Annotated in this window: 11 protein-coding genes and 4 tRNA genes; 9 read left to right on the forward strand and 6 right to left on the reverse strand. The window is 43.7% G+C overall.

The genetic code is table 11. From position 1 onward, the window contains the following. Nucleotides 1–33: 33 nt before the first annotated feature. The gene (locus tag GTU69_RS12545) at nt 34–1311 is read right to left on the reverse strand and encodes a GGDEF domain-containing protein (RefSeq protein WP_166170937.1); all 1278 of its coding nucleotides are present in this window, start codon (nt 1309–1311) and stop codon (nt 34–36) included. Nucleotides 1312–1462: 151 nt separating this feature from the next. Here GTU69_RS12545 and pyrC point away from each other — a divergent pair, with 151 nt between their 5' ends. From pyrC to GTU69_RS12590, 9 genes are all read left to right on the forward strand, one after another. After that, nucleotides 1463–2497 carry a dihydroorotase gene (pyrC, locus tag GTU69_RS12550; RefSeq protein ID WP_166170939.1) on the forward strand — a complete coding sequence of 345 codons (1035 nt, stop codon included), beginning with the start codon at nt 1463–1465 and terminating at the stop codon, nt 2495–2497. Continuing rightward, complete coding sequence (rnt, locus tag GTU69_RS12555; RefSeq protein ID WP_166170941.1) at nt 2482–3141, forward strand: ribonuclease T; 660 nt, start codon at nt 2482–2484, stop codon at nt 3139–3141. Before pyrC ends, rnt begins: the two co-directional genes overlap by 16 nt. Nucleotides 3142–3161: 20 nt before the next feature. Next, nucleotides 3162–3237, forward strand: a tRNA-Glu gene (locus tag GTU69_RS12560). Between the two features lie 328 nt (nt 3238–3565). Continuing rightward, nucleotides 3566–3727: a hypothetical protein gene (locus GTU69_RS12565; protein ID WP_166170943.1), complete on the forward strand. Its 162-nt coding sequence runs from the start codon at nt 3566–3568 to the stop codon at nt 3725–3727. Between the two features lie 338 nt (nt 3728–4065). Beyond that, a tRNA-Glu gene (locus GTU69_RS12570) sits at nt 4066–4141 on the forward strand. Between the two features lie 110 nt (nt 4142–4251). Further along, a complete protein-coding gene (locus GTU69_RS12575; RefSeq protein ID WP_166170945.1) occupies nt 4252–5670 on the forward strand; it encodes an amino acid permease in 1419 nt (472 codons plus the stop codon). A gap of 81 nt (nt 5671–5751) precedes the next feature. Continuing rightward, nucleotides 5752–6645 carry an alpha/beta hydrolase gene (locus tag GTU69_RS12580; protein ID WP_166170947.1) on the forward strand — a complete coding sequence of 298 codons (894 nt, stop codon included), beginning with the start codon at nt 5752–5754 and terminating at the stop codon, nt 6643–6645. A gap of 127 nt (nt 6646–6772) precedes the next feature. Then, nucleotides 6773–6848: transfer RNA gene (locus tag GTU69_RS12585), tRNA-Glu, on the forward strand. Between the two features lie 10 nt (nt 6849–6858). Next, a tRNA-Glu gene (locus GTU69_RS12590) sits at nt 6859–6934 on the forward strand. 213 nt (nt 6935–7147) lie between these two features. On the opposite strand, the gene GTU69_RS12595 is transcribed toward GTU69_RS12590, so the two are convergent. The 5 genes from GTU69_RS12595 to GTU69_RS12615 form a co-directional block, all read right to left on the reverse strand. Next, a complete protein-coding gene (locus GTU69_RS12595; protein ID WP_166170949.1) occupies nt 7148–8392 on the reverse strand; it encodes an NADH:flavin oxidoreductase/NADH oxidase family protein in 1245 nt (414 codons plus the stop codon). A 100-nt stretch (nt 8393–8492) separates the two neighbouring features. Beyond that, nucleotides 8493–10082: a dipeptide ABC transporter ATP-binding protein gene (locus tag GTU69_RS12600; protein ID WP_166171022.1), complete on the reverse strand. Its 1590-nt coding sequence runs from the start codon at nt 10080–10082 to the stop codon at nt 8493–8495. After that, on the reverse strand, nt 10057–11070 hold the full coding sequence (locus tag GTU69_RS12605) for an ABC transporter permease (RefSeq protein ID WP_166170951.1): 1014 nt from the start codon (nt 11068–11070) through the stop codon (nt 10057–10059). Before GTU69_RS12605 ends, GTU69_RS12600 begins: the two co-directional genes overlap by 26 nt. Further along, nucleotides 11070–12134 carry a microcin C ABC transporter permease YejB gene (gene yejB, locus GTU69_RS12610; protein WP_166170953.1) on the reverse strand — a complete coding sequence of 355 codons (1065 nt, stop codon included), beginning with the start codon at nt 12132–12134 and terminating at the stop codon, nt 11070–11072. Before yejB ends, GTU69_RS12605 begins: the two co-directional genes overlap by 1 nt. Before the next feature lie 39 nt (nt 12135–12173). Continuing rightward, the gene (locus tag GTU69_RS12615) at nt 12174–14012 is read right to left on the reverse strand and encodes an extracellular solute-binding protein (protein ID WP_166170955.1); all 1839 of its coding nucleotides are present in this window, start codon (nt 14010–14012) and stop codon (nt 12174–12176) included. Between the last annotated feature and the right edge of the window lie 19 nt (nt 14013–14031).

The following is a 14031-nucleotide window of genomic DNA, read 5'->3' on the forward strand; positions in this document are numbered from 1 at the left end:
CGCTCGAAAGAGCGGTTTTTTTATCTGACCTGTTTATGATTTTATAAATTCAGTTGCAGCGATATTGGAACGGAGAGATTGATAATAAATCTGGTTACGACCTAAATTTTTGGCACGATATAAAGCCTGATCAGCAATTTTTAATAACTCTTCTTTACTTAGCTCAGCTTCGCCATAATAAACAGTAATTCCTAAACTAATGGTAATAAAATCAGAGATTGAAGACTTCTCGTGAGGAATTTCTAGACGCTCGATGGCCTTATAGATATTTGATGCTACGGCATAGGCACCATGAGCATCTGTTTCAGGCAGTAGTACCACAAACTCTTCCCCACCATATCGTGCAACAAAATCCATATGCCGAATGGCATTTTTAATCGATTTGGCGATAGAAGAAATCACATCATCGCCTTTCTGGTGCCCATAAAAATCGTTGTAGTTTTTAAAAAAATCAATATCAATAAACAGGATCGCCAAAGTACTTCGTTCTTGACGGGTTTGCTGGTAAAACACTTCCATCATTTCATCGAAACTACGACGGTTTGAGATTTTGGTCAGGTCATCATGCTGACTTAAATGCAATAATTCCGAATTATGAATCCGATGCATTTTTTCACTAATTTTGGTTCGCATTGTAAACAGATAAATCATTCGTTCACGCGCAAAAATCATATGACTAATCACATAACCAAACACACAACTGCCAAAAAGAATACGACCAAGTACCACGGCATCAAAATCAACATGAAGCAGAAAAAACAGAACGACTGTCAGCGAAGCCGCTAAAAATCCGGTCATCAACATCTGAAATGGTTTTACCCCGGAAATAAGGGAACCCATGATGTAAATCATGCATAGAATGGCCATGCCTTGTTGGCGTAAAGCAACAGTTTCTACAGTCAAAGTCAACCAGGACATGGAAGTCATGGCCCAAAACATAAGCCCCATGGAAGCCAGAGAAAAATAGGGACGCAATCTGGGAAAATGCGAAAAAGAAAATAAAATCAGCAGGCATACAGCACCATTGGCCAAACCTAGGCTACAGTTCAGAAAATCATGCCTGATATACTGTTTGTCAATCACCCAGTAGTCGCTGGGCAAAATCACCAGAATAAAAATAAAATAAGATAAAACGCCGCCCCACAGATATTTTTGTACATGCTTACGGGCACGCTCCAAATTTTTCGACCAAAATTCCTGTTCCATTTTTTTGGGAAAAACCTGACCTATACGCTGACTTTGCCGTATAATCAGTTCTTCTATTTTTTCTTTATCATATTGTAATTTCGCTAGATTATACTTGGATTCCATTGCCCAGCATTTCTTAATTCTTTTAGTTACTAAAAATAACATATTTTTCTTATTTAGAATTATGTATATATAACCATTTGTCTGTAATTCTCGTTACCATTTTCACACTTTATGGATTATCATCTGTTTTATTTCTTCGATTGAAATGACCTTGAATACAATCACTCTTCTCCAGCCAGATGATTGGCATGTTCACTTACGTGACGGTTTATCTTTAAAACGTACAGTTCCCGATCTTGCCAAGCAGTTTGCTCGTGCTATCTGCATGCCAAATACTGTCCCTCCGATCAAAACAGTTGAGGAAGCATTGGCTTATCGCGAACGCATTATGGCGCATGTCCCTGAAGGTGTCGCATTTGATCCACGTATGGTGCTTTACTTTACCGACCAGACTCAACCAAGCGAAGTCAAAAAAATTAAAGAATCTGAGCATGTCAATGCCATCAAGCTGTATCCAGCCGGTGCAACCACAAATTCAGACAATGGCGTCAGTGATATCAGTAAAGTCTATGCGGTGATTGAACAGCTGGAAGAACATCAGGTGCCATTGTTGCTTCATGGTGAAGTCACCCACAATCATGTCGATATTTTTGACCGTGAAAAACGCTTTTTAGATGAAGTACTTTCACCGCTTTTAAAACAGTTTCCAAAGCTTAAATTGGTTTTAGAACACATTACCACAAGCGATGCGGCACATTTTGTACTTGAACAAGACCGCAATGTGGCTGCTACCATTACCCCACAGCATTTACTGTTCAACCGTAACGATATGCTGGTAGGTGGTATTAAACCGCATTTCTATTGTTTGCCGATTTTAAAACGTCAAAGCCATCAGCAAACATTACTTGAAGTTGCAACCAGTTCTAATCCCAAATTTTTCCTGGGTACAGACAGCGCGCCGCATTCAAAAAATGCCAAAGAAAATGCCTGTGGCTGTGCCGGTTGCTATAGCGCCCCTACCGCAATTGAATTATATGCTCAGGCTTTTGATCAGGCAGGTCGACTGGACCGTCTGGAAGGTTTTGCCAGCCATTTCGGTGCGGACTTCTATGGCCTGCCGCGCAATACCAATACCATTACCTTGGTCAAAGAAGAGCAAGTTATTCCTGAAAGTTTAGACTATTTGGATGGTGAACAGATTATTCCAGTGTATGCGGGTAAGACCATCCAATGGAGAAAAGTGTGACAGATGAAACCACACCAGTAATTGGTCAGCGTTTCCGTGGATTTTTACCTGTTGTTGTCGATGTCGAGACAGCAGGTTTTAACTCACAGACTGATGCCTTACTAGAAATCGCAGCAATCCCAATCATTTATAATGAAAAAGGCCAATTTGTACCTGGTGAAGCGCACCATGCACATATTAACCCTTTTGCAGGGGCGAATTTAGACCGCCGTTCTCTGGAATTTATTGGTATAGATCCGTCAAACCCAATGCGCATTGCCATGGCGGAAGATGAAAAAAGTGCATTAAAACGCATTTTCAAATCGGTCAATGAAGTTCGTCGTCAGCAAAACTGTACCCATGCCGTTTTGGTCGGTCACAATGCACATTTCGATTTGGGCTTTGTACAAGCGGCCATTGCCCGTACGGGGACTAAAAATCAAAACCCTTTTCACAGTTTTTCGGTGTTTGATACTGTGACTTTAAGTGCCGTGATGTTTGGTCAGACTGTACTGGCAAAATCCTGTATTCAGGCTGGAATTGAGTTCGATGGTAAGGAAGCACACTCTGCTTTATACGACACTCAAAAGACTGCGGAACTGTTTTGCTATATTTTGAACAAACTCGCACCCCATCTACTTGACACCTTGGTGGCGGATCAATAAGATACCGCCATCTTCTAAACGTCCCTATCGTCTAGAGGCCTAGGACATCGCCCTTTCACGGCGGTAACCGGGGTTCGAATCCCCGTAGGGACGCCATCTATTTTTCTTATTTATTCTTCAATTTTTCTATCCTATTTATTTAACTATTCATTTATTTTTAGTTTTTTAATGCCCCCTCATTTTTATACATGAAAAGCATTTTGAGCTTTAAAGCCTCCATTCGTATATTGAAAAAATAAACCACCAAAAACTACCATAAGCTCGAATGAATCACCGAACATTATTTCTAGAATTACTCATCCCATCCTGAATATTCATTTTCAAAGCTTGTTTTTTAAAGTTTAGCCTTAAGCGCTACAGCACCCTTTTTTTATCGCCATTTGCATGCTAAGTTCACTCTATTGAAATCAATGACCCTGAAATCATGTTGAAAAAAGCTTTTATTGTTTTAATCATTCTTCTTCCCTCAGCTTTATATTTATATATCGTCAGCAAAGATAAAGCTCCAGACAAAGATTCATCAATCACGCCAGCAGCAGCTCCAGCACAAGAGCAACCTCAAAAATATCAAACACCAGACCACTAATTTGTGGTTTTTTAAATTTCAGTTTTCCGTCAACTCCTCTAAATCATGGAAAAGCAGCATTCCTCTGCAGGGAAACCTAATATATCGCTAAACAGAGAGACCACAACGGGCCATCTGTTTCAGTTGTTCTGTTCCTAGACGGTGCATTAATACAAATTGTATCGTGCTAAAAATTCATACTGTTTTAAAGTGACAAATCAAGTAGCTTTTAAAAACTGTGCTTTTTTTTATTTTAGATTTGTCATTTTTTATGCAATTAATTCAATATTTTAAAAATAACACAATTACAGGTTTGACAGCTTTATTAAAAATCCATAATATACGCATCACCTCCTAACGACCCTATCGTCTAGAGGCCTAGGACATCGCCCTTTCACGGCGGTAACCGGGGTTCGAATCCCCGTAGGGTCGCCATATATCGTGCTATACGATCATTCAAGCTTCAACACTTATCATTATTACATTGCAGATTTTTAGTTTTTCACTACAATAGTTCGCTTCATTTTTCTTTTTCATTTTCTCTTATGCAGTCATCTCATACTCCGAATGATGCTACGCATCAGGGCAATTCTGCGCCTTTAAAACGCGCTATGAGTACTCGACATCTGGTCATGATTTCGCTAGGCGGCGCAATCGGAACAGGGTTATTTTTAGGTTCGGGTGAAGTCATTGCACAAACGGGGCCTGTAGGTGCCATCATCTCCTATGTATTAGGCGGTTTAATTGCCTATGCAGTCATGCTTTGCCTGGGCGAACTTGCGGTACATATGCCCGAATCGGGTTCGTTTGGTACCTATGCCCGCAGATATATTGGTCCAGGTACCGGTTATATGATTACCTGGTTGTACTGGCTGACCTGGACTGCCACCCTTGGAACCGAATTTACCGCCGCAGCCTTGCTGATGCAGGAATGGTTTCCGCAAATTTCAGTCTGGATCTGGACCATCATTTTTGCAGCTATTGTGTTTGGGCTCAATATGAGTTCAACAAAGTTATTTGCAGAGTCTGAATTCTGGCTATCTCTAGTCAAAGTCGTGACCGTGATTAGCTTTATTATTCTCGGCTTATTGGCAATTTTTGGTGTGCTTTCGTTTCAGGGTCACAGTTCTGCGCCTTTATTTAGCAACATTACGGCTCAGGGCTGGTTTCCTCAAGGCTTATTTCCAATTTTCGCCACCATGCTGATTGTCAACTTTGCCTTCTCTGGCACTGAACTGATTGGTGTTGCCGCAGGTGAAACCCAGGATCCGGCTAAAAACGTACCCAAAGCCATCAATGCTGCCATCTGGCGATTACTGATTTTCTTTGTCGGTACCATTGTAGTCATTAGTGCGCTGTTACCGCATCAGATGGCGGGCTTGGGGGCTGAAGGTGTCAGTAGCAGTCCGTTTGTAACGGTATTTACCTATATCGGTATTCCACATGCGGAAGATATCATCCGCTTTGTGATTATCACTGCGCTGTTATCGGCAGCCAACTCGGGTTTATATGCCGCTTCCCGCATGATGTGGTCTTTATCTGACAAAAAACAGTTACCTGCCGTGTTCTCTAAAGTGAACCACCGTGGTATTCCTTTTGTGGCAATTATTGTCACCATGCTTGGTGCAATTCCGGGATTACTGTCAGAGCAGTTTGCACCGGAAACCATCTTCAAGAACCTGCTGGGTGTAGCTGCATTTACTATGGTGGTGGTCTGGATGAGCATTTGCTTAAGCCAGTTCAATTTCCGTCGTCAGTGGTATAAGGCCGGTCATACCGTGCAAGAGTTAGGCTTTGCAGCACCACTGTTCCCGATTGTACCGATTCTGGGTTTTGTGTTCTGTTTTATTACCTGTATCAGTATGGCAGCAGATCCGGAAATGCTGGCCGGCTTTATTGGCTGCCTGCTGTTTATTGCGGGTTGTTATCTCAGTTACCATGTTTTCTATCGAAAGCAAAACTAACACAGAAAAGGAGTGGTCAAATACCGCTCTTTTTTTTAAGCTCAATAAAGATAATCACTTCTACAAAAGCTCTGACCATGTATGAAAATCATTTTTATTCACGGCATGAATCAACAGAATTACGATCAACCCACATTAAAACAGCATTGGTTATCTGCTTTTCAGACAGGTTTAAGCAATTCTGGACAGAATATCAACCTTGACACTCTGGAGCTACGCTTTCCTTTTTATGGCGATTTGCTCAGCAAACATCATTTATATAACAGCCTGGATCTGGAGACCTTTTTACCCAAGTCCATCTCCCATTTACATCTTCCCTTTCATTTAAGACATAACACTACCATTGTCCCGGAACATCATCCCTGTGCGAGCAGATTACCGAGTATAAATCCCGAATGCTCTGAGTCATTCACTCAGCGATTGGCCCTCATTAGCGCACTCACCAGAGATCATGCATTTAAGGAACTGGCACTATTTCTCAATCATTATCCCAAACTGCATGAAACATTTATTCATAAATTCCTGATTGAAAGCTATTTATATTTATCTAACCCGGATTTCATGCATGAAGTCCATTACCGGATCATGTCTTATCTTCATCCCGAGCTAGATCATATTATTGTGGCGCATTCCCTCGGTTCGGTCATTACCTATAACCTGCTGCATCAATATCCACATTTTAGAATTCAGCGCTTTATTACCCTAGGCTCTCCCCTGGCTTTTAGAGTCATTCAGGAAAAACTCGTCACCCCGATTTCCAGACCACCCCAACTGCAGGGTGACTGGTTTAATTTTTATTCACCCGATGATTTTTTGACTGCTTTTCCTTTATCAGAAGCCCCTTTCAATTTTCAGCCACCCATCATTAACCAAGCGATTACTACATCTTTTTATAATCCTCACAGTATTATCGGTTACTTACAGCATCCGGCAGTGATCAACAGCATCATTGAGGGTTTAAGCGCAGAAAAATAGTGATTTTCAAAACACATTTCACACATTTGTTTTATTTTTATTCAGTTGAGTCTATTTTTAAAAATTATCCCGGAAAAAGGTTTGACAGGGTGTCCTATCCACCCTATTATACGCCCACCTCTGAAACGTCCCTATCGTCTAGAGGCCTAGGACATCGCCCTTTCACGGCGGTAACCGGGGTTCGAATCCCCGTAGGGACGCCAATACTTAGATGACCCTATCGTCTAGAGGCCTAGGACATCGCCCTTTCACGGCGGTAACCGGGGTTCGAATCCCCGTAGGGTCGCCATATTCGAGATAGCAATATCTCAACAAAAAAGCCTGATCATCATGAATCAGGCTTTTTTGTTTTTAAATAGAGTGAATTTCAACATTACTTGATCTTTGCTGCACATCTAAAGAAATCATAAAAATAGAGCAGACCTGCCTTTTAACGTGCATTGGAAAAAGGACAATGGTCTGCTGTGCAGTTTCAGTCTTATTGGGCTAAAGCATGGTAGCCTTAAGCACTACGACGTGAATTAATCTGCCCTTTGATAATGGCAGTAATGTTATTTTTGGCATATTTCAAGAAAACTTTGAGCGGTGACAGTTTTGGATTTGGACGTTTACCACACGCAATATCCTTAAACTGTGCGGCATACCAGATAATTTCCATAATTGCCATTTTATCGACCATCGGAATGCCGGTTTTAATTTTATTCACCGCATAACGAACGTCCTGTCCAGCGATCAGTCGATCGGTTAAATCGGTTTCCACCGCCAATGGACGGGCAATACCAATAAAATCACAGGCACCACTGTCGAGTGCTGCGTTCATCCCCACTACAGTACGGAAGCCACCAGTCACCATTAAATGACACTGCACTTCTTTACGAATTTTCTCGGCAAAATCGAGGAAATAGGCTTCACGTGCAATGGTACTGGCTTTGCGCTTATCCTCTTTCGCGCCCGCCATAGCTGGAGCTTCATAGGTTCCGCCAGAAATCTCGATCAGATCGATTCCAGCAGCATCTATGGCTTTAAAGACCGCAACCACTTCATCTTCGGTAATGCCGCCACGCTGGAAATCGGCCGAGTTCAGTTTCACGGAAATGATAAATTGATCCGAGGTTGCAGCACGGACAGCCTTATAAATTTCCAACAGGAAGCGCATTCGGTTTTCAATCGAACCACCCCATTGATCCTGACGCTTGTTGGTCAATGGCGATAAAAACTGGCTGATCAGATAACCATGCGCACCATGCAACTGTATGCCTTCAAAGCCAGCTTTCTCGCAGATTTGTGCAGAAATGGCAAAACGCTGGATAATGTCGAGAATCTCATCTTCACGTAATTCACGTGGTGTGCCAAAGGTAGTTGCCAGTGCAGGAGAAAAAGGCACAGCCGAAGGTGCTACAGTTTCCCTGTTTAGACCTTTAGGACACTGGCGGCCGGGATGGGATAATTGCACCAGTTGCACCATGCCATATTGTTTACCTACTTCTGCCCATTGTTTTAACTGAGCCAGATCACGCTCCGATTCAACGACCACCACGCCCGGTTCATTTTTGGCTCGAACATCCACCATCACATTACCAGTAATAGCACAGCCCAAGCCACCTTTGGCCCAGGTTTCATAAAGATTAAAATGCAACTGGCTGGGCTGACCCGCATCATTTGCCAGAGCTTCACTCATTGCGGCTTTGATAATTCTATTTTTAAAGGTGGTATGTCGAATGATGGTTGCTTCAGCAAGATGGCTCATCTCTCAATCCTGACTTATTTGTATTTATATAGAGTGAAAACTCTAACCTGAATATACAATTCGTCAATAGGCTATTTGACAATATGACTTGTCAGTAGTTTTAAACATACTGACTTGCTTCGATTAATTGACGGGTATATTCAGTTTGCGGATTTAAAAACAGCTGCTCAGTCGTTTGAAATTCCATGACCTGCGCATGGCGCAGCACCAGCACCTTCTGACACAAGGCTTTAACCACTTGCAGGTCATGGCTGATAAACAGATAACTGATCTGATGTTCCTGCTGTAAACGTCTGAGCAATTTCACGATGGCACGCTGCGTGGTACGGTCCAGCGCCGAGGTCGGTTCATCCAGTATCAGCAGTTTAGGATTCAACACCAAAGCGCGTGCCAAGGCGACACGCTGACGTTGTCCACCTGACAGCTCATGTGGATAACGAGTTCTAAAGCTGATTGGCAATTCCACTTTTTCCAGGGCCTCATCAATCCGCTGAGATATGTCTGTAGCAGAAAGTTTTTTTAAACCCAAGCCTTCACCAATGGTTTGCTCGACATTCAAACGCGGATTCAAACTGCTAAACGGGTCTTGAAACACCATCTGAAATTCGGCACGTAAAGGCCGTAACTGTTTTTCATTGCATTGGTTTAAATCGGTACCGAGCAGCACAATTTCACCGTCACTTTTGATCAAACGGCTAATAGCCAAAGCCAGTGAACTTTTACCCGAACCGCTTTCACCGACAATACCAATCGATTCACCTTGGACTAATTGTAAGTCCAAAGGCTCGACCGCAATAAAATAGTCTTTGACCCAGTTGAGTAATCCCTGCTTGATCGGGAACTTCACCGCAACCTGCTTTAAGGTCAATAAATTTTCAGCTTCTGGAATGTGTAGCGCCTCACCAAAATCATGATTCAGTAAATCTCGGGTATAGGCCTGCTTCGGCTGTTGAAATATTTCCGCTACGCTGCCCTGTTCTTCTACTACACCTTTGTTCATTACAATGACCTGATCGGCATAGCGACGTACCAGATTAAGATCATGGCTGATCAGAATCATCGCCATATTTCGGCTTTGCTGCAAAGATTTAAGCAGTTTGAGAATCTGTGCTTGCAAGGTAACATCCAGCGCTGTGGTCGGTTCATCGGCAATCAGAATGTCTGGATCTAAGGCCAGTGCCATGGCAATCATCACGCGCTGCCGCTGTCCACCGGAAAGCTCATGCGGATAACGGCGCAATTTCTCTTCAGGGTCGGTAATACCGACATCTTGCAATAATTCGATAATACGTGCCCGGGTCTTCTGTTTGGACCAGCCTTGCAGCAATAAGGTTTCACCAATAATTTTTTCCACCCTGTGCAAGGGATTTAAAGCCGTCATCGGTTCCTGAAAAATCATGGCAATTTTCTGGCCACGAATTTGTCGTAACTGTTCAGTTTTCAGTGCCAGTAGATTTTGCTGTCCCAATAAGGCCTGACCTTGAATCTTCAAAGTACTAGGTAACAGTCCGAGTAAAGCCAAACTGCTAATCGACTTACCCGAACCACTTTCACCGACCAGTGCAACGGTTTCACCAGCATGCAACTGAAAATTCAGGTCAGCTACCAGCACATGCTCTGCTTGCCGGATATTTAAATGCTGCACGCTTAACAAGGCTTGCGGATTATTGGCGTCTTGGATCGAATGCATCACGTGTCGCCTCCCCAATATAAATCAGTAAAGATAGGACAATAGCCAGAGTAAAGAAGCCGGACAGTGCCAGCCATGGTGAATTCAGGTTGGATTTACCCTGCAACAACAGCTCGCCTAAAGAGGCTGCATCCGGTGGTAAACCGTAGCCTAAAAAGTCCAATGCCGTCAGTGCAGTGATGTTGGCTGTGAGCATAAAAGGGAGCTGTGACAGGCTGGAACTCATGGCATTGGGCAAGATGTGGCGCAGCATAATGGTTCGGTCTGTGACGCCCAGACTGCGTGCGGCACGGACGTAGTCCAGATGACGTGCCTTTAAAAATTCTGCTCGAACCAATCCCACCAAAGTGGTCCAGCCAAATAACAACATAATCAGAAACAGCCAATAGACGTTTGGGGTGAACATGCTGACCAGAATCATCACCATGAATAGCATCGGCAAACCGCCCCATACCTCCAGGATACGCTGTCCCAATAAATCGACCCAGCCACCGTAATAGCCCTGAATCGCACCTACAGCAATACCTAAAATCGCTGATGCAATTGTGAGTGCAAAACCAAACAGCAGTGAAACCCTCAAACCATAAAGGATACGGGCCAGTACATCTCGTCCCTGATCATCAGTACCCAACCAGTTTTGCGAGGTCGGTGCAGATGGCACCGGTACTGCCAGTTCAAGATTGGGTGTTTGATAGGAATATTGAATCAGTGGCCAGATCGCCCAGCCTTTTTCATCAATCAATTGCTGCACGACTGGGTCTTTATAATCAGCTTCGGTTTCAAACACCCCGCCAAAAGTCGTTTCCGGATAAGACTTGAACACCGGCACATACAGTGAATGTTTATAACTTACCAACAGCGGTTTATCGTTGGCGATCAGTTCAGAGCATAGTGATAAGATAAAAATCACGGCAAAAAGGATTAAACAGCCAAAACCGAGTTTATTTTCCTGAAAGCGTTTCAAACGTGCTTGCATTAACGGGGACATTATTCAGCACCTCGCGAATCAAAATTAATCCGCGGGTCAATCACCTGATACAGCACATCACTGATTAATCGCAGAATCAGACCCAACAAGGTAAATAAGAACAGGGTTCCAAAAATAACCGGATAATCACGCTGCTGAATCGCTTCAAAACCCAGCAAGCCCAAACCATCCAGATTGAAAATGATCTCAATAAACAGGTTGCCAACAAAGAAAATCCCGATCAGGGCTTCAGGCAAACCGGCAATCACTATCAGCATGGCATTACGAAAAACATGACCATAGAGCACCCGTGATTCTGTCAGACCTTTAGAGCGCGCTGCCAGTACATACTGCTTGTTTAATTCTTCCATAAAGGAATATTTGGTCAGATAGGTCAACCCGGCAAAACCACCAATCACCATGGCCAGTAAAGGCAAGGTCATATGCCAGAAATAGTCTTTGATTTTGCCCAGCCAGCTTAGACTGTGAAAATTTTCCGATACCAAACCTTGCAGCGGGAACCACTGAAAATAGGAACCACCCGCAAAGAACACAATCAGTAACACTGCAAATACAAAGGCAGGCACGGCATAACCAATCGCCAGTAACAAGGAGGTAGATTTATCAAACAGCATGCCATGCTGACGAGCCTTTTTAATACCCAAAGGAATAGACACCAGATAAATCAGCAAAGTGCTCCATAACCCCAGGGACAAGGACACCGGCATTTTTTCCCACAGCAATTGCGTGACCGGCTTATCTTTAAAAAAACTGCTGCCAAAATCGAAGCTGGCATAACTTTTCAGCATCTCCCAGAAGCGGATGTGCGCAGGCTGATCAAAGCCATATTGGGCTTTAATCTTCTCCACCATTTCTGCACTTAAGCCTTTTGCTCCCTGATAATTATTTTTTGCAGCAGCAGTTTCGCCACCCGTTACACCCAGGCCCTGAAAAGCTTCTGCCTGTTGAATGGCTTGCTCAACCGGTCCACCCGGTGCAATCTGGATCACCACAAAGTTAATCAACAAAATGAAAAACAGCGTTGGAATAATCAGCAGCAGTCTTTTTAATATATATATGCCCATCGAAACAGTGTTCCCTGTGCCTGCGTTATGACTTATTGTTTATTTTTGACCTAAATACCGGGTGACTTTTTGCGCTTGCCCGGCATCACTCCACCAATAGTCAATGCCCGATGACAACTTCGGTTTCACTTTCGGTTGATGATACATGTTCCAGTAAGCAAACCAGTTTTCACCCTTGCCGTAGGTCGGAATTTGATAATAACCGGCACGCAATAAACGATCTAGCACCCTGGTTTTCAGCACCAGTTGCTCACGACTCGGTGCATGAATAACCTGCTGTACCATCGCATCAATCACAGGATTTTTAATACCGGCATAGTTGTAGTTTCCCGGCTGATCTGCTGAGGTACTGCCCCAGAACTGTGCCTGCTCATTGCCCGGATTGAGCGACTGCGGCATCACGTTGGTGGTCATGTCAAAATCCTTGGTCCGCATGCGTTCAATATACTGCGGCACATCGACATGGCGGATCGCCACGTCCACACCCAAACGTTTCATATTACGGATAAAGGGCATCAAGGTACGCTGCAAACCATCCTGATGGATTAAAAATTCAATCCGGATCGGCTTGCCTTGGGTATCGACCAAACGGCCATTTTTAAAAGTATAGCCGGCTTTGATGAGCAACTGGCGTGCAGTCAACAGATTATTGCGATTAAATCCGCTGGCATCCGACACCGGATATTTCCAGTTTTGCAGCACCCCCTGACGTTGAATCGGATTCAGTCGGGCTAGATAGGGTTTTAAAATGGCCAGCTCTGCGGGGCTGGGCGTGCCTTTGGCTTCCAGTTCACTGTTGGCAAAATAGCTTTGTAAGCGTCGATATTGTCCGTAAAACAGCGCCTTGTTTTGCCATTCAAAATCATAAGCGTAGGTGATGGCTTGGCGAAACTTAATATCCTGAAAAGGTGTGCGGCGGGTATTAAAGACAAAACTTTGTGTCGGAATCGGGTTCTGATGCTTGAATCTATATTTCACCACCATGCCTGCTTGGACGGCGGGAAAACGATATTCAGTCACCCATTTACGTGCGGTAAATTCTTCATGCAGGGTATATTGCCCCGACTTAAAGCCTTCAAAGGCAATATCCAGATTGCGGTAATACACATACTTCAAACGGTCAAAGTTATATCGACCTTTATTGACCGGCAAGTCTTTACCCCAATAGTTTGGATTGCGTTTATAGCTGATGCTACGACCAGCATCAATCCGTTCAATTAGATAAGGGCCTGATCCCAAAATCGGTTGCATGGTGACCCGGGTGAAATCCTTCTTTTGCCAGTCTTTTTTGGAATAGATCGGCATCTGCGCCAGAATCAGCGGCATCTCTGCATTATTGGCAGACTTAAAACTCATCTTGACCATATATTTGGACAATACTTCGGTTTTATCCAGATCGGCCAGATACATTTGCAGTCCCGGATTGGCCTTGGTTTGATACGTATCAAAAGTGAATTTGATGTCTTCGGCAGTCACTGCACTGCCATCACTAAAACGCGCTTTGGGATTAAGATGAAAAATGACATATCGGGTCTGCTTGGGATCATAAGTCACTTTTTCCGCCAGTAAGGGATACATCACCCCCGGCTCATCCAGCGAATTTGACATCAGCGAATCAAACAGATACTCCACCCCATCGGTTGAGCTGCCTTTGCCATTCATACTGTTTAAATTGTCAAAAGTCCCATTACTGGCAGTACTTAAATAACCGCCTTTAGGTGCCTGGGGATTGGCATAGGGCATGACCGACAAGCCAGCATATTTTGGCTGGCTATGAATGGCAATATAGGGCGTGGTCTGCACGGCAGCCCATAGCCCTTGTGTCAAAAGACTAAGCCCCCATGCAAAACCCCAATATTTCGCCCTGGCAAATGACATCTAAACTGACTCCCTGTCT

Source organism: Acinetobacter sp. SA01, from assembly GCF_011319235.1.
Taxonomy (GTDB): domain Bacteria; phylum Pseudomonadota; class Gammaproteobacteria; order Pseudomonadales; family Moraxellaceae; genus Acinetobacter.

What these genes read in the sequence shown, in the direction of transcription:
- GTU69_RS12545 (WP_166170937.1), bottom strand. Translation starts at nt 1,311, where the DNA reads ATGGAATCCAAGTATAATCTAGCGAAATTACAATATGATAAAGAAAAA.
- rnt (WP_166170941.1), top strand. Translation starts at nt 2,482, where the DNA reads ATGGAGAAAAGTGTGACAGATGAAACCACACCAGTAATTGGTCAGCGT.
- GTU69_RS12565 (WP_166170943.1), top strand. Translation starts at nt 3,566, where the DNA reads ATGTTGAAAAAAGCTTTTATTGTTTTAATCATTCTTCTTCCCTCAGCT.
- GTU69_RS12575 (WP_166170945.1), top strand. Translation starts at nt 4,252, where the DNA reads ATGCAGTCATCTCATACTCCGAATGATGCTACGCATCAGGGCAATTCT.
- GTU69_RS12580 (WP_166170947.1), top strand. Translation starts at nt 5,752, where the DNA reads ATGAAAATCATTTTTATTCACGGCATGAATCAACAGAATTACGATCAA.
- GTU69_RS12595 (WP_166170949.1), bottom strand. Translation starts at nt 8,392, where the DNA reads ATGAGCCATCTTGCTGAAGCAACCATCATTCGACATACCACCTTTAAA.
- GTU69_RS12600 (WP_166171022.1), bottom strand. Translation starts at nt 10,082, where the DNA reads ATGCATTCGATCCAAGACGCCAATAATCCGCAAGCCTTGTTAAGCGTG.
- GTU69_RS12605 (WP_166170951.1), bottom strand. Translation starts at nt 11,070, where the DNA reads ATGTCCCCGTTAATGCAAGCACGTTTGAAACGCTTTCAGGAAAATAAA.
- yejB (WP_166170953.1), bottom strand. Translation starts at nt 12,134, where the DNA reads ATGGGCATATATATATTAAAAAGACTGCTGCTGATTATTCCAACGCTG.
- GTU69_RS12615 (WP_166170955.1), bottom strand. Translation starts at nt 14,012, where the DNA reads ATGTCATTTGCCAGGGCGAAATATTGGGGTTTTGCATGGGGGCTTAGT.